The sequence below is a fragment of the Bradyrhizobium sp. 142 genome (assembly GCF_023074015.1).
Taxonomy (GTDB): Bacteria; Pseudomonadota; Alphaproteobacteria; order Rhizobiales; family Xanthobacteraceae; genus Bradyrhizobium.
Map to the genome: position 1 here is coordinate 83,298 of NZ_JADPKQ010000424.1, position 20,887 is coordinate 104,184.

At 64.8% G+C, this 20,887-nt stretch carries 22 protein-coding genes and 1 pseudogene; 9 read left to right on the top strand and 14 right to left on the bottom strand.

Translation table 11 applies throughout. From position 1 onward, the window contains the following. Window positions 1-257: 257 nt before the first annotated feature. From guaB to IVA82_RS39470, 3 genes are all read left to right on the top strand, one after another. On the top strand, window positions 258-1,748 hold the full coding sequence (guaB, locus tag IVA82_RS39460) for an IMP dehydrogenase (RefSeq protein WP_247386614.1): 1,491 nt from the start codon (window positions 258-260) through the stop codon (window positions 1,746-1,748). Window positions 1,749-2,034: 286 nt separating this feature from the next. After that, window positions 2,035-3,057: an NADP-dependent oxidoreductase gene (locus IVA82_RS39465; RefSeq protein ID WP_247386615.1), complete on the top strand. Its 1,023-nt coding sequence runs from the start codon at window positions 2,035-2,037 to the stop codon at window positions 3,055-3,057. A gap of 174 nt (window positions 3,058-3,231) precedes the next feature. Beyond that, window positions 3,232-3,528 (top strand): hypothetical protein, encoded by a 297-nt coding sequence (locus IVA82_RS39470; RefSeq protein WP_247386616.1) that lies wholly within the window; start codon window positions 3,232-3,234, stop codon window positions 3,526-3,528. Window positions 3,529-3,537: 9 nt separating this feature from the next. Here the strand turns inward: IVA82_RS39470 and IVA82_RS39475 are convergent, their stop codons facing one another. The 10 genes from IVA82_RS39475 to IVA82_RS39520 all read right to left on the bottom strand — a co-directional run bounded on the left by IVA82_RS39475 (window position 3,538) and on the right by IVA82_RS39520 (window position 11,986). Then, the gene (locus tag IVA82_RS39475) at window positions 3,538-4,602 is read right to left on the bottom strand and encodes a LacI family DNA-binding transcriptional regulator (protein ID WP_247386617.1); all 1,065 of its coding nucleotides are present in this window, start codon (window positions 4,600-4,602) and stop codon (window positions 3,538-3,540) included. 41 nt (window positions 4,603-4,643) lie between these two features. After that, window positions 4,644-5,672 (bottom strand): succinylglutamate desuccinylase/aspartoacylase family protein, encoded by a 1,029-nt coding sequence (locus IVA82_RS39480; RefSeq protein ID WP_247386618.1) that lies wholly within the window; start codon window positions 5,670-5,672, stop codon window positions 4,644-4,646. Between the two features lie 62 nt (window positions 5,673-5,734). After that, on the bottom strand, window positions 5,735-6,079 hold the full coding sequence (locus tag IVA82_RS39485) for a RidA family protein (protein WP_247386619.1): 345 nt from the start codon (window positions 6,077-6,079) through the stop codon (window positions 5,735-5,737). Between the two features lie 55 nt (window positions 6,080-6,134). After that, a complete protein-coding gene (locus tag IVA82_RS39490; RefSeq protein WP_247386620.1) occupies window positions 6,135-6,932 on the bottom strand; it encodes a transporter substrate-binding domain-containing protein in 798 nt (265 codons plus the stop codon). A 35-nt stretch (window positions 6,933-6,967) separates the two neighbouring features. Then, window positions 6,968-7,696 carry an amino acid ABC transporter ATP-binding protein gene (locus IVA82_RS39495; RefSeq protein ID WP_247386621.1) on the bottom strand — a complete coding sequence of 243 codons (729 nt, stop codon included), beginning with the start codon at window positions 7,694-7,696 and terminating at the stop codon, window positions 6,968-6,970. Continuing rightward, on the bottom strand, window positions 7,683-8,333 hold the full coding sequence (locus tag IVA82_RS39500; RefSeq protein ID WP_247386622.1) for an amino acid ABC transporter permease: 651 nt from the start codon (window positions 8,331-8,333) through the stop codon (window positions 7,683-7,685). Before IVA82_RS39500 ends, IVA82_RS39495 begins: the two co-directional genes overlap by 14 nt. Before the next feature lie 11 nt (window positions 8,334-8,344). Further along, window positions 8,345-9,004 carry an amino acid ABC transporter permease gene (locus IVA82_RS39505; protein ID WP_247386623.1) on the bottom strand — a complete coding sequence of 220 codons (660 nt, stop codon included), beginning with the start codon at window positions 9,002-9,004 and terminating at the stop codon, window positions 8,345-8,347. A gap of 11 nt (window positions 9,005-9,015) precedes the next feature. Next, window positions 9,016-10,311 (bottom strand): alanine racemase, encoded by a 1,296-nt coding sequence (locus tag IVA82_RS39510; RefSeq protein WP_247386624.1) that lies wholly within the window; start codon window positions 10,309-10,311, stop codon window positions 9,016-9,018. 142 nt (window positions 10,312-10,453) lie between these two features. After that, on the bottom strand, window positions 10,454-11,293 hold the full coding sequence (locus IVA82_RS39515; RefSeq protein WP_247386625.1) for a metallophosphoesterase: 840 nt from the start codon (window positions 11,291-11,293) through the stop codon (window positions 10,454-10,456). A gap of 69 nt (window positions 11,294-11,362) precedes the next feature. Beyond that, a complete protein-coding gene (locus IVA82_RS39520; protein ID WP_247386626.1) occupies window positions 11,363-11,986 on the bottom strand; it encodes an acriflavin resistance protein in 624 nt (207 codons plus the stop codon). Window positions 11,987-12,091: 105 nt separating this feature from the next. Between IVA82_RS39520 and IVA82_RS39525 the strand changes: the two genes are divergently transcribed. Then, window positions 12,092-12,229, top strand: a complete 138-nt coding sequence (locus IVA82_RS39525) for a hypothetical protein (protein WP_247386627.1) — start codon at window positions 12,092-12,094, stop codon at window positions 12,227-12,229. Between the two features lie 87 nt (window positions 12,230-12,316). Further along, entirely contained in the window at window positions 12,317-13,618 is a 1,302-nt protein-coding gene (locus IVA82_RS39530) for an RsmB/NOP family class I SAM-dependent RNA methyltransferase (RefSeq protein ID WP_247386628.1), read from the top strand. A gap of 253 nt (window positions 13,619-13,871) precedes the next feature. Here the strand turns inward: IVA82_RS39530 and IVA82_RS39535 are convergent, their stop codons facing one another. The 3 genes from IVA82_RS39535 to IVA82_RS39545 all read right to left on the bottom strand — a co-directional run bounded on the left by IVA82_RS39535 (window position 13,872) and on the right by IVA82_RS39545 (window position 16,006). Then, window positions 13,872-14,081, bottom strand: a complete 210-nt coding sequence (locus IVA82_RS39535; RefSeq protein WP_045000506.1) for a cold-shock protein — start codon at window positions 14,079-14,081, stop codon at window positions 13,872-13,874. Window positions 14,082-14,341: 260 nt separating this feature from the next. Further along, window positions 14,342-14,674, bottom strand: a complete 333-nt coding sequence (locus IVA82_RS39540; protein ID WP_247386629.1) for a DHCW motif cupin fold protein — start codon at window positions 14,672-14,674, stop codon at window positions 14,342-14,344. A gap of 96 nt (window positions 14,675-14,770) precedes the next feature. Then, window positions 14,771-16,006, bottom strand: coding sequence for an MFS transporter (locus IVA82_RS39545; RefSeq protein ID WP_247386631.1), 1,236 nt, complete (start codon window positions 16,004-16,006; stop codon window positions 14,771-14,773). Between the two features lie 95 nt (window positions 16,007-16,101). Here IVA82_RS39545 and IVA82_RS39550 point away from each other — a divergent pair, with 95 nt between their 5' ends. Next, the gene (locus IVA82_RS39550; RefSeq protein ID WP_247386633.1) at window positions 16,102-16,554 is read left to right on the top strand and encodes a helix-turn-helix domain-containing protein; all 453 of its coding nucleotides are present in this window, start codon (window positions 16,102-16,104) and stop codon (window positions 16,552-16,554) included. A gap of 44 nt (window positions 16,555-16,598) precedes the next feature. Here IVA82_RS39550 and IVA82_RS39555 read toward each other — a convergent pair whose 3' ends face one another. Then, window positions 16,599-16,970, bottom strand: coding sequence for a nuclear transport factor 2 family protein (locus IVA82_RS39555; protein ID WP_247386635.1), 372 nt, complete (start codon window positions 16,968-16,970; stop codon window positions 16,599-16,601). 146 nt (window positions 16,971-17,116) lie between these two features. Here IVA82_RS39555 and guaA point away from each other — a divergent pair, with 146 nt between their 5' ends. The 3 genes and pseudogenes from guaA to IVA82_RS39570 all read left to right on the top strand — a co-directional run. Further along, window positions 17,117-18,715, top strand: a complete 1,599-nt coding sequence (gene guaA, locus IVA82_RS39560; protein ID WP_247386644.1) for a glutamine-hydrolyzing GMP synthase — start codon at window positions 17,117-17,119, stop codon at window positions 18,713-18,715. 336 nt (window positions 18,716-19,051) lie between these two features. Next, window positions 19,052-20,269 carry a prolyl oligopeptidase family serine peptidase gene (locus IVA82_RS39565; protein ID WP_247386637.1) on the top strand — a complete coding sequence of 406 codons (1,218 nt, stop codon included), beginning with the start codon at window positions 19,052-19,054 and terminating at the stop codon, window positions 20,267-20,269. Window positions 20,270-20,646: 377 nt separating this feature from the next. Further along, a pseudogene (locus tag IVA82_RS39570) lies at window positions 20,647-20,887 on the top strand (transposase); the annotation flags it as partial.

The window sequence follows — 20,887 nt, forward strand, 5'->3', positions numbered from 1 at the left end:
TTCCGGGCTCGCGGCTTCGTCGCGCCCCGGAATGACGGCGGGTGGGTCGCCGCCGGGCTATCCCCGCTGAATTAGCCCAAAAAGCCTGTGCATGGCTGGCCAGCGGTCCGAATCGCTTTGATTCGTCACCCGACCGTGCTATCGACCCGCGTCAACCCCACTGATGGGCTCCGATTCGACGGCGCTGCCGCAAGGTACGCCGAGGGCGGCGCTCATCCATAGCTATTTGCGGCAAGGCCGCAGGAAGGAGTTGGCACATGGCTACGGTGCAACAAGGCATCCGCGAAGCCTTTACATTCGATGACGTGCTGTTGAAGCCGGGCCTCTCCGACGTCATGCCGGGCGAGGTCGATATCCGCTCCCGCGTCACCCGCGCCATCCCGCTCAACATTCCGATCATGGCCTCCGCCATGGACACCGTGACCGAGGCGCGCATGGCGATCGCCATGGCGCAGGCCGGCGGCATCGGCGTCATCCATCGCAATTTCGACCCCGAGGGGCAGGCCGCCCAGGTCCGGCAGGTCAAGCGATACGAGTCGGGCATGGTGGTCAACCCGCTCACCATCAGCCCCGATGCCACGCTCGACGATGCGCTGAAGCTGATGAGCGATCACGGCATCTCCGGCATTCCCGTCGTCACCGGCGCCGGCAAGTCCACGCCGGGCAAGCTGGTCGGCATCCTCACCAACCGCGACGTGCGGTTTGCGACCAATCGTCAGCAAAAAATTTCCGAACTGATGACGCACGAAAACCTCGTCACGGTCCGTGAGAATGTCAGTCAGGACGAAGCGCGGCGGATGCTGCATCATCACCGCATCGAAAAGCTGCTCGTCGTCGACGACCAGTATCGCTGCGTCGGCCTGATCACCGTCAAGGACATGGAAAAAGCGGTCGCCCATCCGCTCGCCTGCAAGGACGCGCAGGGCCGCCTGCGCGTCGCCGCGGCCACCACCGTCGGCGACACCGGTTTCGAGCGCACCGAGCGGTTGATCGATGCCGGCGTCGACCTCGTCGTCGTCGACACCGCGCACGGCCATTCCCGCCACGTGCTTCACGCCGTGAACCGCATCAAGCGCCTGTCCAACTCGGTGCAGGTCGTCGCCGGTAACGTTGCGACGGCGGAGGGCACGCAGGCCCTGATCGATTCGGGCGCCGATTGCATCAAGGTCGGCATCGGCCCGGGCTCGATCTGCACCACGCGTATCGTCGCCGGCGTCGGCGTGCCGCAGCTCACCGCGATCATGGATGCGGTGGAAGCGGCGAAGAAGTCGAACATCCCCGTCATTGCCGATGGCGGCATCAAGTTCTCCGGCGATCTGGCCAAGGCGCTTGCCGCCGGCGCCGACATCGCCATGGTCGGCTCGCTGCTGGCGGGCACCGACGAGACGCCCGGTGAAGTGTTCTTGTGGCAGGGCCGCTCCTACAAGGCCTATCGTGGGATGGGCTCGGTCGGCGCGATGGCGCGCGGCTCGGCCGACCGTTACTTCCAGCAGGACATCAAGGACACGCTCAAGCTCGTGCCCGAAGGCATCGAGGGCCAGGTGCCCTACAAGGGCCCGGTCGGCAACGTCATGCACCAGCTCGCCGGCGGCCTTCGCGCCGCGATGGGCTATGTCGGCGCGCGCGACCTGAGCGAGCTGCATTCCAAGGCGCAGTTCGTCCGCATCACCGGCGCAGGCCTGCGCGAAAGCCACGTCCACGACGTCACCATCACGCGCGAAGCCCCGAACTATCCCGGCGGGGGTTAGTCGTCTCGGCTCCGCGTTGGTTTCAGCGCGCTTGCCATGTTCTCCGCTGTCATTCCCCGCGAAGGCGGGGAATCCAGCACTCCGCGACGCCTGCGATTGAACCGAGAAGCGGCGGCGTACTGGATGCCCCGCCTTCGCGGGGCATGACGGCGATGCGTTGAACGCGAGCGTAACGCAGCAACGTCGTCACGGTGCTTCCAGGCCGCCGCACTCCTCGCTTTTGTATTGACGCGCCCCGCTCCCTCCGCTTCCGTTCGCGCCGAAGCATAATCAGGAGGAAGCCATCATGTCCCAAGGCAAACGCATCGTTCTCGCCGCGCGTCCCGTCGGCGAGCCAAAGCCGTCCGATTTCCGCGTTGAGGAATTCGCCATTCCGACACCGGGGCAGGGTGAAGTCCTGCTGCGTACGATCTGGCTTTCGCTCGATCCCTACATGCGCGGGCGCATGAGCGACGGTCCGTCCTATGCGACGCCGGTGCCCGTGAACGGGGTGATGGAAGCCGGCACGGTCTGCGAGGTCGCGGCCTCCAACAATCCGAATTTCGCCAAGGGCGACATCGTGCTCTCGCGCGCCGGCTGGCAGACGCATGCGATCTCCGACGGCAGGGGTCTTGCGAAGGTCGACCCAAAGCTCGCGCCGATCTCGACCGCTATCGGCGTGCTCGGCATGCCCGGCATGACGGCGTATACGGGCCTGCTCGACATCGGCAAGCCGCAACAGGGCGAGACCGTCGTCGTCGCCGGTGCTTCGGGTGCGGTCGGCTCGGCCGTGGGCCAGATCGCCAAGATCAAGGGCGCCCGCGCGGTCGGCATCGCCGGCGGCAAGGACAAGTGCGACTTCGTCGTGAGGGAGCTCGGCTTCGATGCCTGCCTCGATCACCGCGATCCTGATCTGGCGGCGAAGCTGAAGGACGCCTGTCCTGGGGGTATCGACGTCTATTTCGAGAATGTCGGCGGCGCCGTGTTCGAGGCCGTGTTCCCGCTGCTCAATCCGTTTGCGCGCGTGCCGGTCTGCGGCCTGATCGCCCACTACAACGACACCGAGGCCAAGCCGCCGAAATGGGCCGCGTCCATGATGCGCGCGATCCTGACCAAGCGGCTGACCTTCCGCGGCTTCATCGTCTCCGACTTCGCCGCCCGCCATGGCGACTTCCTGCGCGACATGTCGGCTTGGGTCCGTAACGGCCGGGTGAAGTACAAGGAGTTCGTCACCGAGGGCCTGGAGAGCGCGCCCGGGGCCTTCATCGGGCTCCTCAAGGGCGCCAATTTCGGCAAGCAGCTCGTCCGGGTCGGGCCGGATAAGGCTTAGCTGCAAATCTTAGTTACAAGGCCTGGTTGCGCCAACGCCACTCTCGGGGCCGGAGATGGTTAACAAAAAGTGACCGATCGGCCACACATGCCGGCAAAAGCCGCAGGTGTGACCGGCGGTTCATTGACGGCTGAGCGAAGGCATTGAATCATCGCGCATATTTTGGGTGTTGCGATGTTAGAGATCAGTGTTTTTTGCGTAATGCTGTTGGCCGCCGGTTATTGGGCGATCATGTTCGTCATGGGCCGTCGCGACGACGTCATCCATGGCAAGTTCGTTCATGCCGACGATGGGGGCGCGACTGCGCAACCCGCGATGCGCGCGCCTGCGCCGCCCTTTCCGAAACGTCCGGTCAAGGCCGCCAAGCCATCCGATGGTCAGCCTGCTTCTTGCGCGGCCAAGCCGGTGAACAGCCAGGCGCTGCAATCCCTGCTTGCCGCGATCCAGCAGGATCTCAAGAGCGTCGCGTAAGCCGCATCGTCAGATGCTGCCGCGCTCGACAAGGAAGAGCTCGACCGCAAGCCGCTGTTCGGCCGGCGGCGCGCCGCCAAGGCGCGCCAGCAGCAATTCGCCTGCGATACGCCCCACGGAAGCCGCGTCGAAGGAGATGGTGGTGAGGCCGGGCGTGATTTGATCCGCCACGTCGTTGTCGCCGAAGCCGAGCAGCGCAAGATCGCGCGGGACCGTCAGGCCGCGGGCGCGCGCCTCGATCAGCGCGCCGGTCGCCAATAGATCGTTGGCGCAGAACACGGCATCGACGCGGTCGCCGCGATCGAGTAGGGCGCTGAACGCCGCGCGGCCATCGACCAGCCCCGCGATCTCGCCGACGCCGATCTCGTGGCTGATCTCCAGCCCGAGCTTGGCAGCGGCCGCACGAAAACCGTCGCGGCGCAGTGCACCGCGCCCGACGCTGCGTCCGATGAAGGCGACGCGGCGATGTCCGGCCTCCGCAAGGCGCCGTGCCGCCATCGCGCCGGCGTCCACGTTGGAGAGGCCGACCAGCATGTCGATGGGATCGGGCGGGAACGCCCAGGTCTCGATCACGGGAATGCTGAGCTCTTCGAGCGCGGCGCGATTCTCCTCAAGCTCGATAACGCCGGTGAACATGACGGCTGCCGGCCGGATGCCGCGCAGCGACTGGATCATCGCGACCTCCTTGGCGTAGGAGTAGGAGGTCTGACCGACCAGCACCTCGAACCCTTCCGGCTCGAGCGTGGCGGCAAAGCTGCGCACGGCAAGCCCGAACTGCTGGCTGAGGATGTTGGAGACGAACGCTACCACCACGTTGGACCTGCCCGACCGCAACGCGCGCGCATGCGGGTTGGAGGCATAGCCGGTGGCCTCGATTACTTCGAGAATGCGCTCACGGGTGTCGCGATTAACCTTCTCGGGATGGCGCAGCACCCGCGATACCGTGATCGGCGACACGCCCGCGCGCTCCGCCACCTCCTCGATACGTGGCGGCCGTCCGCTCGCGCTGCCGCGGCCGGGCGGCGCCGGAATGCGCACCACGTCGTCATAGGTCGGCTTCAGCGGATCAGCCATCGAATCCCGAACTTAGTCGAAGTCGGTATCGTCTCCAAAGCTCATCGCGCCGACACCTCGTCGCGCGCGAGCGCTCGGCCGACCTGGACCAGGCAGTCGCCGCTCTGACTGTCGGTGTGCAGGCGCTGTGAGATCACGATGCCGTCGGCCGGAAAGCGCAGCACCTCTTCGGGCTGCTCCGGGCGCTCGAAATCATGATACCAGCCGGCGACGTCGCCGGCCTTGACTCGTGCGCCGACCATGACCGCCGGCTCGAACCAGCCGCGCCGCGTTGCGAACACTGCCTGCGCGTGACTTTGCAGCGCCAGCAGTTCGCTCGCGCGTTCGACCGGGGCGTGGGGACCCAGTACCGGTGCCTGGACGATGCCAAGCGCCAGCAACAGCCGATCGACGGCACGCGCTGTGAGCGCCATCGTCTGCGGCGTGACAGTGCCGCCACCACCGAATTCGCCCGACAAGCCGATCGCGCCGGCGCGCGCGGCTGCCGCCATCGAGGTCGGCGCGGCGGCGCCGTTCTCCGCGACGAAAGCGAAGGGCATGCCTAACCCCTCCATCAGGCGCAGCGCGTGGCCGAACATCTCGGGAGTGCCCTGCCGCTCGATCAGCGCGCAGGGCACGTGCGCCATCGACGTACCGCCCGAGTGGATGTCGAAGACGATTTCGTGGCGCGGAAACAGCTCATGCTCGAGAAAATGCGCCAGCCGAAAGGTCGGCGTTCCCCAGGCATCGCCGGGGAAGGCGCGGTTGAGATTGCCTTCATCGAGCGGTGAGCGGCGGCGGGCCGCCATCACCGCCGGCAGATTGGCGAAGGGCAGGATCGTGATCTCGCCCTTCACCGCCGCCGCATCGAGTCGGCGATACAGCCGCGTCAGCGTGATCTCGCCCTCATATTCGTCGCCGTGATTGCCGGCCATCAACAGCAGTTTCGGGCCGGCGCCGTTCTTGATCCGGAAGATCGGGATCTTGAGCTGGTAATAGGGGGAGCGATCAATCGAGAAGGGAATACCAAGATGGCCGGACCATTTCTGGTCCGTCTCGAAATCGATCTCGTGGAAAAGTCCGGTATGCATGGCTTGCCTCGGGGCCGCGTCGTCGCCGACGCCGGCCGAAGGTTGAACGGATGGCGTCGCCTTCAGAGCAAGGCGACCGCGGTCATCTCGACGCGGAGGTCGGGATCGGCGAGGCGGGCTTCGACGCAGGCGCGCGCCGGCGGATTGGCCGGATCGATCCAGGCGTCATAGACCGAGTTCATGGTGTCGAAGTCGGTGATGTGCGGCAGGAAGACGTTGACGGCGATGAGCTTGGAGCGGTCGGAGCCGGCGTCCTTCAGCAGCGCATCGATCTTGGCGAGCACCTGCTGGGTCTGCGACACGATGCCAGCCTTGCGGTCGTCCGCGACCTGGCCGGCGATGTGCACCATGCCGCCGGCGGCGACGGCTTGGCTCATGCGCGGACCGGCGACGTAACGTTTGATCATCTTGAAATTCTCCTCGTGAAGTCGGCTCCCGCGTGACGCGGGAGCCTATCCAAAACTACAGCGTCGGCAGCAACTGCTCTTCCTTGAACCATTTCAGCTGCAGCGCGCCGAGCTTGCCGTTGAGCTTGTTGGTGAAGATGTCGGTGTTGATCCAGTTGAGCAGGTTCTGCTCGCCCTGGCGCACGCCGACATGGGCCGGCGACTGGCGGATCAGGAATTTCAGCTCGACCTCCTTGGTCGGGTTCTGCTCCTGCACCTTCAGCGCGATTGCGCTGTTCTCCGCGAACGTGTCGGCCTGGCCGGCCAGATAGGCGGCGAGCGCCGCCGGCGTGTCCTCGAAACGCACCAGCTTCACCTTCGGTGCGTTGTCGGTCAGCCAGACGTCGAGCGTCGAGCCCTTGGCGACCGCGACGCTGCGTCCGTCGAGATTGTCGGGCTTCTTGCCGGTGGCGGCGGCAAGCGACTTTGCGCCGTAGACGCCGAGATTCACCACCGCATAGGGCTGCGAGAACATCACCTGCTGGGCGCGCTCCGGCGTGGCGCCGAGGCCCGCGATCAGCATGTCGATCTTGTCCGAGAGCAGGCTCGGGATGCGCGCCGCACCCGTCACCGGGACGAGCTCGAGCTTCACGCCCATGTCGGCGGCGATCAGCCTGGCGAGATCGGCGTCCAGTCCCGCGATCTCCCCCTTGTCGTCCTTGAAACCCCACGGCGCGGCATCGGTGAGAATGCCGACCCGCAGCTTCCCAGAGCCGAGCACGTCCTGGAGCTTGTCGGCCTTGGCGAGGTTTGGTGCGGCGAAAACGGCAAGTGCCGCGGCTGCGATGGTGAAGAGGGACTTCAACTTTCTCATGGCTCTCTCCTGGTGGCGGATTTGGTGAACGATGTTCACTTCGACGACGCGATGAAGCTTGCGAGCTCGGGGGTCTCTGGGTTGGCGAACAGCTTTGCCGGCGGCCCCTGTTCCCAGACGCGGCCCTGGTGCATGAAGACGATGCGGTTGGCGACGTTGCGGGCAAAGCCCATCTCATGCGTGACCAGGATCATGGTCATGCCCTGCTTGGCCATCGCTTCCATCACCTTCAACACTTCGCCGACGAGCTCGGGGTCGAGCGCGGAGGTCACCTCGTCGAACAGCATCAGGTGAGGGGCCATGGCGAGGCAGCGCGCGATTGCGACGCGCTGCTGCTGGCCACCGGAGAGCTGCTCCGGCCAGGCGTCGATCTTCTCGGCAAGCCCGACGCGGGTGAGCACGTCCTCGGCGAGCGCGCGCGCCTTCGCCTTGTCGATGCGGCCGGTCAGGAGCGGGGCAAGCGTGATGTTGCGCTCGACCTTCAGATGCGGAAACAGGTTGAAGGCCTGGAACACGATGCCGACGCGCTGTCGGAATTGCTTGAGGTCGCGCATCTTGGCGTGGACCTTCTCGCCCTCGATGCGGATCTCGCCGGAATCGATGCTCTCCAGGACGTTGATGCAGCGGAGCAGCGTCGACTTGCCGGAGCCGGAGCGGCCGATGATGGTGACGATCTCGCCTTCCTCGACATCGAGCGAGACGCCCTTGAGCACCTCGACCCGGCCGAATGTCTTGTGCACGTCGCGGATTTCAACGAGAGCCATCGAGGCGGGCCTCCAGGGAGCGGGACCAGAGCGTGAGCGGCAGGCAGAGCGCGAAATAGATCCCGGCGACGAGCGCGTAGGTGAGAAGCGGCTGGAACGTCGCGGCGCTCACCACTTGCCCTGCGCGGGCGAGCTCGACGAAGCCGAGAATGGACGCGAGCGAGGTGCCCTTGATCAGCTGCACCAGGAAGCCGACGCTCGGCGGTAACGACAGGCGTAGCGCCTGTGGTGCAACGATGTGACGGAATTGTTGCCAGCCCGACAGCCCGAGGCATGCGCCGGCTTCCCATTGCGTCTGCTTCACGGCTTCCAGGCCGCCGCGCCAGATCTCGCCGAGAAAGGCGGCGGTGTAGAGCGTGTAGGCCACGGTCACGGCGACGGTGGCGGGCACCTGGATGCCCAAAAACACCGGCATGCCGAAATAGAAGAAGAACAGCAGGCCCAGCAGCGGCACGCTCTGGACCACCTGGATGCAGACCGCCATCGCCCAGCGCAGCCCAGCGAAACGGCTGATGCGACCCATGGCCAGCGCGAGCGCCAGCGGCGCACCAAGGGCGAGTGCGAGCACGACGAGCGCAACGGTCCAGCGCAGCGCTGCGACCAGCGAGATGAGATCAATGAAGGAGAATGATCGCATCGCTTCCCCCTTCAGCGCCGCCGCGGCCAGCGGAAGGCCGCAGCACCGAGAAGCGCGAACAGCGCCTTGAACGACATCGCCATCGCGAAATAGACGGCGCAGATCACCGCGTAGACCTCGAAGCTGCGATAGGTGCGGCTCTCGATGAAGCCCGCGACGTGGAAGAGTTCGTCAGCCGCAACTTGCGAGGCGAGCGACGTGCCAAGCAGCAGGAGGACGAACTGGCTGGTCGCGGCCGGATAGCAATTGCGCAGCGCCGGCGGCAGCACAATGTGGCGAAAGACCTGCCAGCCGGACAAACCGAGGCACTGGCCGGCCTCGATTTGGCTGCGCGGAATGGAATCCAGGCCTGCGCGGATGATCTCGACCGAATAGGCCCCGAAATAGAGCGAGAGCGCGACGGCGGCGGCCTCGAAGGCCGGCAGCTTCAGGCCGAAATTCGGCAGCACGAAAAAGACGATGAAGATCTGGATCAGCGACGGCGTGTTACGGAACAGCTCGATATAGAAGCGCACCAGCCAGCGCAGCGGCGTGATGCGGCCTTTCAGCGTGACCGCGCCGGCGACGCCGATCAGGAGCCCGAACAGTGCCGCGATCACTGTCAGTTCGAGCGTGACGATGGCCCCGTCGATCAGCTGGTTCTCGTAACGCCATAGCGGCAGGAAGTTCATCGTGCGCGCTCTCAGCCGAACTGGGTGGGAAGGGCGCGCGTGACGATGCCCTCGGCGTCGAGGCCGAGGATGACGCGCCAGCGGTCGAGACAGGTGCAGGGATGCGAGATGCCGAAGGCGATGATGTCGCCGACCGCAAGCGCGCCGCCGGGCGCGACGGACAGGAATGCGTGCTGGTCGTTGAGGCGGGTCACCGCCAGGTCCGCGGGAAGGCCTTGCTGTGCGACGCCGTTGCGGAAAACGCGCAAGGGCACCGGCAGTCCCTCGTCGAAGGAAGCATCGCGCATGCCGAAGCCTGCGATCGCGAGCGCGCTCTCGGGCCGCGACAGCACCTCGGCCCAGAGCGTCAGCGCGGGGCGGAAGCTTTCGGCCGCGGAGTATCGCGTTCCCTCGATGACGAGGCCGCCGCGCCGGTCGAGCTCAATGAACGCGCGCGCATAGATGCCGTGATCGGCAAAGAACAGCGCGCCGGAGCGCAGGATCACGACGGCGTTGCTGTCAGCCAGGGCGACCGGCGCCAGAGCGCGCGCCACGACATCGAAATAGGCCGATCCGCCGGCACTGATGATCAGCTTGCGGCACGGCGCAGCAGCGCGGACCAGCGCGAAGGTCTCGATGGTACGGTCCATGAGCGCTGCGATCTCGCGCATGGTCGCGTCGGCGTCGGGTGTTGCGGCTGCGCCCTCGTAGGTGGCGACGCCGCCGAGCGCCAGCCGGTCGGCGCCGAGCACGGCTGCGATGGTTGCCTCGATCGCGGCGCGATCGCGCGCGCCGGCCCGTCCCGCGCCGAGCTCGACCAGCACGGACAATTCGCTGCGGCCTGCAACCTGCGCCGCTTCAGCCAGCGCTGCGACCGCGGCCGGCGAATCCGCGAAGGCGTGAAACTCGACGTCGGGATACGCCGCGAGCAATATGCCGAGCCGCCGGCCGGCGGCGAGTCCGCCGATCTCGTTGGCCAGCAGCAGGCGCCGCTCGCCGTGGCCGAGCAGCACCGCAGCCTGCTGGACGTTGGCGACCGTCGTGCCCCACGCGCCGGCCTCGCGCAGCGAGCGGGCCAGCTCCGGCGACATTGGCGTCTTGGCGTGGGGCGCGACCGTCACGCCGGCGCTCGCGCACCATCGCAGGAACAGATCGCGATTGGCCGCGAAAGCGGCCTCATTGAGAGTGAGTGCAGGGAGGGCCAGATCGCCGCGTGCCGGCGACCAGCGCTGGCTGCTGACCTCCCCAGCGGGCAGGCCGTCGACCACGGGGATGCCGCGCATGGTCGTCAACAGGCGCTGGCTATCCCACACGGACATGGACTGCATCATCGCTCCACCTGCGGTCCTCGACCGCCTGCACCGACGATATGGCGAAATGACAACGTTGTCATCAGCGTCTTCTAGCCATAAAGCGGCCAAAACTGATGCATTATGGTATTATGGTATGGATAGATGCCCGTGGACGAGACTAATGCGCACCCATCTGCGCGAGCAGCTCCTCGATATCGACATCGACCTGGCCAGGAGCCCGGACGTGGCGGACCTCGAGACTGTCGGGCTGGAAGCAGTACTCGACGAGACCCGTTTCCTTGATCGCGACTCGGTCCTGGCGCTTGTCGTTGATGACGAAGCCGGCCGACGGCGCCCAGATGTGCCGCGTGTGACGGAACGTGAAATCGCGCCGCTGGTGCACGTGACCGCTGGCGATCAGGCGCAGATCGACGCGCGAAAACATCTCGACCAGGCGTGCCCGCGCCGGCTGCGGCACGTAGCGGATCGATGTCTCCGGCGTTTCGGGATCGTCGGGCAGGTTGAGAAACAGCGGCTTGTGCAGGAACAGCGCGACCGGCCTGCCGTTCGCGCGCGAGATTTCGGAGGCCAGCCAGTCGAACTGCTCGGCCTCGAAGGCCAGCCCTGAATTCATCACCAGTGAGTTAAGGCCGATGAAGCGCCAGCCTGCGGCCTCGAATGACCAATGGTCTTCGCCGATCAGTGTGCAGAATTGCCGGCGATGCGGTTCGGCGACCGGAGGGGTGGGCGCGGGCCCGATCGCGGTGGGATTATCGCCGATGTCGTGATTGCCCGGCAGGTAACGGCAGGCGACGGGCAGCGCGTCGTGCAGGCTCTTGGCGAATTCGACATCGTCGCGGCTGGTCGGCCCGTCGAACGAGATGTCGCCGGTGTTGACGACGAGATCAGGTCTATCAGCGTCGATATGTTCGCTGACGCGTTGGAAGTTGGCGATCAGGTCGGGAAAGCGCCGGCCGAGATGGGTGTCGGAAATCTGCGTCAGGCGAAATTCGGGCATGGGATCAGCATACCGGTCGTCGCGCGTCGGAACGATGACGGCGCAGGCATGCATCGCAATGAACAAAATTTAAAACACGCGGTAGCGGATCGTATAGGCGTCCTGCGGGGCGAGGCTGCCCGCTAGCGGTGAGGCGACGCGGTCGGCGAGATGCCACGGCCCGAACTGCTCCGAGCGGTGGGGTTCGGCGGGCAGGCGGAGGCGGAATTCGAACGTGCCTTTGCCCGGCAGGCTCACGACCAGCACCCGGTCCGCGGTGCGGTGGTTGAGCGCCACGGCACCGCGCAGCAGCGCGCACCCGTCGGCAAGATCGCTCACGCCATCGACCAGCGCCAGCGTCTGGTTGCGGTCGGTGTGCAGCTCGATCTGGGTATCCGATACCGCCGTCAGCGTCTCCCTGGGCATGCGGATCTCGAACTCGACCGCGGGCTTGGACGGGTTGAGGCCGAGATAGGCGAGCGCGGCGTGGCGGGTGTCGTAGGCGACAAAAACGAACAGGACGGCGGCGGACGTGGCGGCGAGGCCATGCCTGACGACGTCGCGCCAAGTCCGATAGCTCATGCGGAAATAGACGGTCATCGCCAGCGCGACCGCGAGCGCTGCGGCGATGCCTGATAGCGCCGACATCAGGATGCCGAGCCGGCCGTCCGGCGACTCGATGAGGAGACTGATCAGATTGGACAGGGTGGTCATGGCGCCATCTCGCCGGGCTCGCGGGAGCCGAAATCGCTTTAACTATCGGCAGTTGGTCGCTCAAGTGGGAACGCCGGTTCAACTGGTTCATTGTCAGCGGCAACGGTGGCAGCTAATGGACGCTGCGGCGGTCCCGCCGAATGGGAAGATTCCGATGTCCGTTCAAATGGTGTTGCTGCGGGCGTGCTTGTGCTGCTGGCGATGTGGATCTACTTCGCGCTGAAGATGCTGTTGCTGATCTAGGCGCGCGCATGATCCGGAAAAGTGGATACCGGTTTTCCGACAAGATCATGCGCAAAAAACAACCAATCCTGACCTGAAAGATTTGAAATGACCCCCGCTGCCCGGCTGTCCGCGGCCATCGAGCTGATCGACACCATCGAAAAAGACCGCGTGCCTGCGGCCAAGGCGCTGAAGGAGTGGGGCACTGCGCACCGCTTCGCGGGTTCCGGCGACCGTGCGGCCATTGCCGGTCTGGTCTGGGACGTGCTGCGCCGCTACGCCTCGAGCGCGTATCTGATGGACGCCGACACGGCGCGGGCGCGGCTGATCGGTATGCTCCGCCTCGAGCGCAACATGGACACGGCGACCATGGCGGCATTGTTCGACGGCAGCCGGTTCGCGCCGGCGCCGCTAACGGAGGCCGAGCAGGCGGCGCTCGCCTCCCGTTCCCTGACGGACGCACCCGCCGCGATCGCCGGCGACTATCCGGAGTGGCTCGATCCGTATCTGACAAAAGCGTTCGGCGAGGACCGTGCGGCGGAGGCCGCCGCAATGGCGAGCCGGGCCCCGCTCGATTTGCGCGTCAACACCCTAAAATCCAACCGCGACAAGGTGCTGCGGGCGCTTGCTCATCTTCATGCGGAACCGACGCCGTGGTCGGCAACTGGCCTGCGCATCGCGCTTTCGGCCGACGCGCGCAATCCCGGCATCCAGGCCGAAGAGGATTTCATCAAGGGCGGCGTTGAAGTGCAGGACGAGGGATCGCAGCTTGCGGCCAGCCTCACCGCGGCAAAGCCCGGCGAGCAGGTGATCGATCTCTGTGCGGGGGCCGGCGGCAAGACGCTGGCGCTCGCCGCCATGATGCAGGGCAAGGGTCGCCTGATCGCGACCGATAGCGACAAGCGGCAACTGGCGCCGATCCACGAGCGGCTGTCGCGCGCCGGCGTCCACAACGCCGATGTCCGCACGCCCAAGGGCGAAGCCGATCCGCTCCAGGACATCCATGCCTCGGCCGACCTCGTCGTCATCGATGCGCCCTGCACGGGAACCGGAACCTGGCGGCGCAACCCCGACGCCAAATGGCGCATGCGCCCCGGCGCGCTGGAGATCCGTCTCAAGGACCAGGCCGAGGTGCTGGAGCGCGCCGTGCCGCTGGTGAAGCCGGGCGGCCGCATCGCCTACATCACCTGCTCGGTGCTGCCTGAGGAGAATGGCGAGCAGGTGAGGGCATTCGTCGCTCGCCACCCCGAGTTTGCCGTTGTCCCGCCCGATCAGACCGCCAGCGTGCTCTGGGACAAGGCCGAGGATTTTGCAAAGGCCGCGCTTCGGTCGGATGAAGGCTGGCTGATGACCCCGCGCCGGACCGGCACCGACGGGTTCTTCGTGTCGGTGTTGAAGAAGGCCGGCTGACCCTCTTGGTCATTCCGGGGCGCCCGAAGGGCGAGCTATGATGCGCAATTGCGCATCTGAGAATCCATTACGCGGCATTCTCTGTGGCTCGATGAATTCTCAGATGCGCAATTGCGCATCATAGTTCTCGCTAGGCGAATCCCGGAATGACGGCCCAAACGAAAACCCCGCCACCGGAGGCCGGTGACGGGGCTTCGAGATTCCTGCGATCTGGCCGGTACGTCCGCGGTCAGACTGCGAGGTGCGCGGCGGACTAGCCGGCGCGGAGGTTGTCAGCCGAGGACTTGCCGCTGCGGCGGTCCGCGACGATGTCGAAGGAAACCTTCTGACCCTCGTTGAGGGTGCTCAGACCAGCGCGCTCAACTGCGCTGATGTGGACGAAAACGTCCTTGTCGCCGTTGTCCGGCTGGATGAAACCAAAACCCTTTTGGTTGTTGAACCACTTCACTGTGCCCATTGCCATAGTCATTTCCCTTCATTGAGGATGCATTCAGGGGGACTAGTGCGCTATGGTTTGCGCCCGTCGTCCCATTTGGTCGATTTTGGAGAAATACCTGAAACGTGCTCACCCATTGGAAATGAGGCGGAGCGGCCCAGTCGTTCGGCCAAGGATCGATGATCACAATATAGCGAATTATTGGGGCAACTTCAAGACGGCACGCGCTGATCGCGAGGCCAGCGGACTTTGCTATTTTGCGGTGCACACCGCCCGCTCGTGTGCCCTCAATCCACGATGAACAGCGTCGCGCCCACAGCCGTCGAGGAGCGATGCGCGGCGTCGCCGAAATCGGAGACCTGGTAGCTCATTCCCGCCGTCAGCTTGAATTTGCGCCCATCGCGCAGCTCGCTGTCGAGCTCGCCCTGCAGCACGTAGAGCACGTGGCCGCGGTCGCACCAGTGATCGGCGAGATAACCGGGCGAATATTCCACCATCCGCACCCGGAGATCGCCAATGTTCAGCGTGCGCCACCTGGCTTGCCCGGTCTCGCCGGGATGTAGCGTCGGTTCCACCTTGCTCCAGTCCGTGACCGTGAAGGGGGAGGCGGGGAGTTTCATTACAGTCGTCCTGTATTAGCGGCGGCGGCGCTGTTGTTATCGTATGGTTTCGGCGCAGTCCCCATTTTTCCTAGTGCGTCAGCGCGCAGTCCGCCGTCACCGCATCCTGCTCGCGATGATGACCCACACCAGCAGCGCGGCCGCGCTGATCCCGGCGCCGAGCACGCAAACGCCGCTCCAGCCCGCCATCGCGTACACCATCGTCGATGCAATCGCGCCGACCGCGCTTCCGATCGAGTAGAACACCATATAGCCCCCGACCAGCCGGCTGGCCGCATCGGATCGGGCAGCCACGATCAGGCTCTGGCTCGTCACATGCACGGCCTGGAGCCCGAAATCCAGCATGATCGCGCCGGCGACGACCAACCACAGCGAGGTGTGCAGGCAGGCGATCGGAGCCCAGGCGCCCAGCATCAGCAGCAGCGATAGCCCGGTGGTGCGCTGGCCCCAGCCGAGGTCGGCAAGGCGCCCGGCATTGCGCGCCGCCAGTGCTCCAGCAAAACCGGCGATCCCGAGCAATCCGATTGTGGTGTGTGACAGCGCGAAGGGCGGTGCCGAGAGCGGCAGCACGATCGAGCTCCAGAACACGTTCAGATTGGCGAAGATCAGAAACGTAAACAGCGCGCGCTCGCGCAGGATCGGCTCCTGAACAAACAGCGAGGCGGTTGAGCGCAACAGCGCCAGATAGGACGATCCGGCCAACGTCGACGGCCGGCCGCGCGGCAGTACGCGCAGGAGCAGCACGGCCATGGCGAGCATGAGGCAGGCCGAGACCAGGTAGACCGTGCGCCAGCCGCCGACATCGGCCAGCGCGCCCGAGGCGAACCGCGCCAGCAGGATTCCCGCGACGACGCCACTGGTGACGGTGCCGATGGCGCGGCCGCGCCCGTCCGGCGTTGCCAGCGTCGCGGCAAAGGCGACGAGGACCTGGACGACGACGGCCAGCACGCCGACCATCGTCATTCCCGCGAGCAGCACGACGGGCTGCGACGCCGTGCCGACGATGGCGAGGCCGATCGCCGACAGCAGGGTCTGCCCGACGATCAGGCGGCGCCGATCCCAGAGATCGCCGAGCGGCACGATCAAGATCAGGCCGAACGCGTAGCCGATCTGGGTGAACGTCACCACCATGCCGATCGCGGCGGGGGCGATGCCGAGATCGTGCGCCATGGCATCGAGCAGCGGCTGCGCGAAATAGACGTTGGCGACGCTGAGGCCGCAGGTCAGCGCGAACAGCAGCGCCATCGCCCGCGAGAGGCCGCGCCCGGTCATATCGCCGTTGATGTCGCCGGCCTTGGCCGGTCCGGCTGTCGCGATGTCGTCATTCGTCATTGTCGCCTCCCGCACGCTCAATCTGGTCCTAAAATAAGACCAGTTGCGTGCGGCGCTGTCTAGTCCTATTTTAGGACTTGTTTGGAGGGCGGCGAATGAAGCGGACCGGTTTTGCCGAGGCTGAATGCCCGGTAGCGCGGGCACTCGACGCAATTGGGGACGTTTGGTCGCTCCTGATCGTGCGCGATGCCTTCGACGGGTTGCGCCGATTCGGCGATTTCCAGAAGAACCTCGGGATCGCCAGGGGCATGCTCAGCGCGCGCCTGCACAGGCTGGTGGAGCTCGGCGTGCTCGAATCGGTTCCGGCCTCCGACGGGAGCGCCTATCAGGAATACGCGCTGACGAAGCGGGGACGCGACCTGTTTCCGGTCGTGGTCAGCTTGCGGCAATGGGGCGAAGCGAATCTCTACGCCCGTGGCGAGGTACATTCCGACCTTGTGGACGAGACGGGGCAGCCGGTCGGCAAACTCGTGCTCCCGTCGCGGGCCGGCCGTCCGCTGACATGGTCCGATACCAGGGTGAGGAAGGCCGGCGCGCGCAAGCGCTGAATTCCCTCCGCCCTGGAGCAATGCCGCCAGGCCGGATCACGTCTTCAATGCGGCAAATGGTTCGCCGAACCCTGCACGATCAGCCCGGCCGCATTCACCCGCAAATACTCGCAAATGCGCCTGCCCCGCTCGTTCTCGTAAAACACCACCACGCTGTCCGGGCTGACGAACACATCGATCAGCGAAAAATGCAGGTCCGGCGACAGCCCGAGCGCCTTGCCCCAATACGCCCGCAACGCGTCCTTGCCGCGCACGATGCCATCGGGATCGATCCCCATCGCTGAGATGCGGTCCGAAACCATCTCTGTGGCTTCGTCGTAAAGCGTGAGCACGCGTTCGAGGTCGCGCGCATTCCAGGCTTCGACCCAGGTCCGGCCGAGCGCGGCGAGCTCTGATGGCTGATGGTGCTGCGGCATGGCGCCCTCCCCGAATCGGCCCCTGTCTGTCGGTACCGTTAGGTAAATAATACTTACCTATATTCATTTGTCCATGCCCAAAGAAGAATGTGGGCGCGTGTCGGCGCGCGGTTGCGGCCCGGGGCATGGTCGCGTATTTGCTTGCCATGACAGCAGCACAGCACGACCGCTCCGCGTCGACGCCCTCGGTGGCCTCGGCGCATGACAAGATTCTCATCGTCGACTTCGGCAGCCAGGTGACGCAGCTGATTGCGCGCCGCGTGCGCGAGGACGGTGTCTATTGCGAGATCGTCCCGTTCAACAAGGCCGAACAGGCCTTTCTGGAGATGAAGCCGAAAGCGGTGATTCTCTCCGGCGGACCGGAGTCGGTGCATGAGGCGGGCTCGCCGCGCGCGCCGCAGTTGATCTTCGCGTCGGGCGTGCCGGTGATGGGCATCTGCTACGGCCAGATGACCATGGCGGAGCAGCTCGGCGGCACCGTCGAGGGCGGCCATCACCGCGAATTCGGCCGCGCCGATGTCGAGGTGAAGGCAGAGAGCAAGCTGTTCGAGGACGTCTGGTCGCTCGGCGGCAAGAACCAGGTCTGGATGAGCCACGGCGATCGCATCACAAGAATGCCGCCGGGCTTTTCCGTCGCCGGCACCTCGCCGAACGCGCCGTTCGCGATCATCCAGGACGAGACGCGCAAATATTACGGCCTGATGTTCCACCCCGAAGTGGTGCACACGCCCGACGGCGCCAAGCTGATCCGCAACTTCGTGCGCAAGATCGCAGGGCTTTCCGGCGACTGGACGATGCGCGCCTTCCGCGAGGAGGAGATCCAGAAGATCCGCCAGCAAGTCGGCAAGGGCAAGGTGATCTGCGGCCTCTCCGGCGGCGTCGATTCGGCCGTGGCCGCCGTGCTGATCCACGAAGCGGTCGGCGACCAGCTCACCTGCGTCTTCGTCGATCACGGCATGCTCCGCCTCGACGAGGCCAAGACCGTGGTCGATCTGTTCCGCCACCACTACAACATCCCGCTCGTGCACGTGGATGCTTCGAAGCAATTTTTGGGCGAGCTCGAAGGCGTCACCGACCCCGAAACCAAGCGCAAGACCATCGGCCGCCTCTTCATCGAGGTGTTCGAGGCGGAGGCCAAGAAGATCGGCGGCGCCGACTTCCTGGCGCAGGGCACGCTCTATCCCGATGTGATCGAGAGCGTCTCCTTCACCGGCGGCCCCTCGGTGACGATCAAGTCGCACCACAATGTCGGCGGACTGCCTGAGCGCATGAACATGAAGCTGGTCGAGCCGCTGCGCGAGCTGTTCAAGGACGAGGTGCGCAAGCTCGGGCGCGAGCTCGGCCTGCCCGAAATCTTCGTCGGCCGGCACCCGTTCCCGGGCCCGGGCCTTGCCATCCGCTGCCCCGGCGACATTACTCGCGACAAGCTCGAGATTCTGCGCAAGGCCGACGCCGTCTACATCGACCAGATCAGGAAGCACGGCCTCTACGACGAGATCTGGCAGGCCTTCGCCGTGCTGCTCCCGGTGAAAACGGTGGGCGTCATGGGCGACGGCCGCACGTATGACTTCGTCGTGGGCCTGCGCGCGGTGACCTCAACCGACGGCATGACTGCGGACTTCTACCAGTTCGACATGAAGTTCTTAGGCGAGACCGCCACGCGCATCATCAATGAGGTGAAGGGCGTGAATAGAGTGGTGTATGACGTGACGAGCAAGCCGCCCGGGACGATTGAGTGGGAGTGAGGGTGTTAGTATCGGTGGGGTGCGAAAGCCCGTTCCGTCCGCTGGAAGACGATCCTCAGCTATTTCTCCAATTCAATCACGCGAAGAAAACTACGCACCGCTTGGGGGCCGAACATCTGCTGGAGCGGCGGCGGATAAATGACAGCGAACTGAGCCTGTCAAAAGGCAAGCAATATTGCACTCCAATCCGCCGCCTCACGGGATCAAAGTCGCACGCCGAAACACACGCGGGATTTTATCCCGCATCTGAAGCGCGTCTTTGTTCGTCATGACTCAGCCAAAGTTAAGTGCTTGGCGATTACGTCATTGCCGCCGATTAATTTCTGGAGACTGCCGATGTCGATGATGCTCCGCGCCTTGGTTGTCGCCGTTCTGGCCCTGGGTATGGTTGGCAAGACCCTGCCTGCGATGGCGCAGGACAAGGGCCCCATCCACATCGCCTCAGACGTACAATATGAAATGATCGGCCGCTGGGATGCCGACAAGCTTAACAAGGTGCTCACCGACGACGCGCCGAAGTTCTTCGGCGTAAAGGTGAACTACACCGCAGCCAAGAACGCGGTGAAGATCTACCGCGTGACCTATTCATCGGTGGTGCCGGAGCGCGGCAACAAGCCGATCGTCGCGACCGGACTGGTCGCCGTTCCCGATATCGCCGGCACATCGTTCCCGATGGTGTCGTATCAGCACGGCACGGTTTACGAGAAGACGCAGGTGCCGTCGTTTCCCGATCAGTCGCCGGAGACGCAGCTGATGCTCGCGCAGTTCGCAGGGCAGGGCTACATCGTCATCGGCGCCGACTATTTCGGCATGGGCTCGTCGAAGGAGCCAGAAGGCTACATGGTGAAGGCGAGCCACCAGCAGGCGAGCTATGACATGCTGCTGGCGAGCCGCGCCGTGCTCGCCGATCTGAAGCTCTCAAGCAGCAAGCTGTTCGTCAGCGGCTGGTCGCAGGGCGGTTTCGTCGCGATGGCGTTTCTGGAAAAATTGGAAGCCGCCGGCGTAAAGGTCGATGCCGCGGCGACGGCGAGCGCGCCGGTCGACGTGTCGGTCGCCCTCAATGGTTTCCTCAGCTTCCCGCGCAAGAATGACGCCGACTGGGTGAACTCGCTGTTCATCCTCTCGTCGTTTGCGTTCGAGAATTATTATGGCGTGCCGGGGTTGGCGCGCTCGCTGATTGCGGATGAGTACTACGATGTTGCGCGCAAAGCGTACCTGCGCGAGCCATTCAACGTCAGCGATGTGCCGACCGATCTGCAAAAGCTGATCAAGCCAGAGTATTTCAACGCGCAGTTCTTCGCAGAGTCGGCCTATGGCAAGCTCGTCGCGCAGACTACGGCCTATCGATGGGTCATCAAGTCGCCGGTGCGCAATTATTATGGCGAGGCGGACGAGGCGATCGCCGTTGGCTTGGGTCAACTGGCGATGACCTATCAGCGCGCCATCGGAAACGGTAACCCGCAAGTCGAAGCCGTGTCGACCGGACAGACCTCGCACCGCGGCACCTATGCGACCGCCGTGCCGCAGTGGAAGACATGGTTCGACGGGCTGTAGGGAACGAGAGTCGATCGCGCTTCACCTCCATGGCGAAGCAACTGTTCGGGTATTCCATCTCGTTGGTCACTCGAGTCCATCGGCGCAAGATTGACGGTCCTTTTCATATGAACTCGAAAGATCATTTTCGCGCATCTGCAAAGAATCCATCAATCGATGGCGATAGTCCCTGAAACCGAGCAAATCGCACATCGTCGTAATTCCTGTTTGGAATTAAGAGCGAAAATTTTTGACGATCGGGGAGACGGTGTTTCTTTCTGTATCGGAAATTTCTGGCTTGAAATCAACGCGGTATGATCAGTTGGAATCATCGAGTGGGAGTAAAGGGGAGTACCGTGGAGCGGTATCGGATAGCGGAGGTTCTCTCAGGCGTGTTCTGGCAGCGCTGCTATGTGCACTTCCTGCGCAATGCGCTCGACTACGTGCCGCGCAAGGTCGATGACGATTGCCTGCTCGAACTGCGCTGGATGTATGACCGGCGCGACCTTGCAGAGGTGCGGCGCGATCTCGCCGCCTGGCTCGGCAAATGGGGCGGCAAATACCCCAAGCTCACCGGCTGGGTGGAAGAGAACATCGAGGAGACGCTGACCTATTTCCGCCTGCCGCTGGCGCACAGAA

What these genes read in the sequence shown, in the direction of transcription:
- guaB (WP_247386614.1), top strand. Translation starts at nt 258, where the DNA reads ATGGCTACGGTGCAACAAGGCATCCGCGAAGCCTTTACATTCGATGAC.
- IVA82_RS39465 (WP_247386615.1), top strand. Translation starts at nt 2,035, where the DNA reads ATGTCCCAAGGCAAACGCATCGTTCTCGCCGCGCGTCCCGTCGGCGAG.
- IVA82_RS39470 (WP_247386616.1), top strand. Translation starts at nt 3,232, where the DNA reads ATGTTAGAGATCAGTGTTTTTTGCGTAATGCTGTTGGCCGCCGGTTAT.
- IVA82_RS39475 (WP_247386617.1), bottom strand. Translation starts at nt 4,602, where the DNA reads ATGGCTGATCCGCTGAAGCCGACCTATGACGACGTGGTGCGCATTCCG.
- IVA82_RS39480 (WP_247386618.1), bottom strand. Translation starts at nt 5,672, where the DNA reads ATGCATACCGGACTTTTCCACGAGATCGATTTCGAGACGGACCAGAAA.
- IVA82_RS39485 (WP_247386619.1), bottom strand. Translation starts at nt 6,079, where the DNA reads ATGATCAAACGTTACGTCGCCGGTCCGCGCATGAGCCAAGCCGTCGCC.
- IVA82_RS39490 (WP_247386620.1), bottom strand. Translation starts at nt 6,932, where the DNA reads ATGAGAAAGTTGAAGTCCCTCTTCACCATCGCAGCCGCGGCACTTGCC.
- IVA82_RS39495 (WP_247386621.1), bottom strand. Translation starts at nt 7,696, where the DNA reads ATGGCTCTCGTTGAAATCCGCGACGTGCACAAGACATTCGGCCGGGTC.
- IVA82_RS39500 (WP_247386622.1), bottom strand. Translation starts at nt 8,333, where the DNA reads ATGCGATCATTCTCCTTCATTGATCTCATCTCGCTGGTCGCAGCGCTG.
- IVA82_RS39505 (WP_247386623.1), bottom strand. Translation starts at nt 9,004, where the DNA reads ATGAACTTCCTGCCGCTATGGCGTTACGAGAACCAGCTGATCGACGGG.
- IVA82_RS39510 (WP_247386624.1), bottom strand. Translation starts at nt 10,311, where the DNA reads ATGCAGTCCATGTCCGTGTGGGATAGCCAGCGCCTGTTGACGACCATG.
- IVA82_RS39515 (WP_247386625.1), bottom strand. Translation starts at nt 11,293, where the DNA reads ATGCCCGAATTTCGCCTGACGCAGATTTCCGACACCCATCTCGGCCGG.
- IVA82_RS39520 (WP_247386626.1), bottom strand. Translation starts at nt 11,986, where the DNA reads ATGACCACCCTGTCCAATCTGATCAGTCTCCTCATCGAGTCGCCGGAC.
- IVA82_RS39530 (WP_247386628.1), top strand. Translation starts at nt 12,317, where the DNA reads ATGACCCCCGCTGCCCGGCTGTCCGCGGCCATCGAGCTGATCGACACC.
- IVA82_RS39535 (WP_045000506.1), bottom strand. Translation starts at nt 14,081, where the DNA reads ATGGCAATGGGCACAGTGAAGTGGTTCAACAACCAAAAGGGTTTTGGT.
- IVA82_RS39540 (WP_247386629.1), bottom strand. Translation starts at nt 14,674, where the DNA reads ATGAAACTCCCCGCCTCCCCCTTCACGGTCACGGACTGGAGCAAGGTG.
- IVA82_RS39545 (WP_247386631.1), bottom strand. Translation starts at nt 16,006, where the DNA reads ATGACGAATGACGACATCGCGACAGCCGGACCGGCCAAGGCCGGCGAC.
- IVA82_RS39550 (WP_247386633.1), top strand. Translation starts at nt 16,102, where the DNA reads ATGAAGCGGACCGGTTTTGCCGAGGCTGAATGCCCGGTAGCGCGGGCA.
- IVA82_RS39555 (WP_247386635.1), bottom strand. Translation starts at nt 16,970, where the DNA reads ATGCCGCAGCACCATCAGCCATCAGAGCTCGCCGCGCTCGGCCGGACC.
- guaA (WP_247386644.1), top strand. Translation starts at nt 17,117, where the DNA reads ATGACAGCAGCACAGCACGACCGCTCCGCGTCGACGCCCTCGGTGGCC.
- IVA82_RS39565 (WP_247386637.1), top strand. Translation starts at nt 19,052, where the DNA reads ATGTCGATGATGCTCCGCGCCTTGGTTGTCGCCGTTCTGGCCCTGGGT.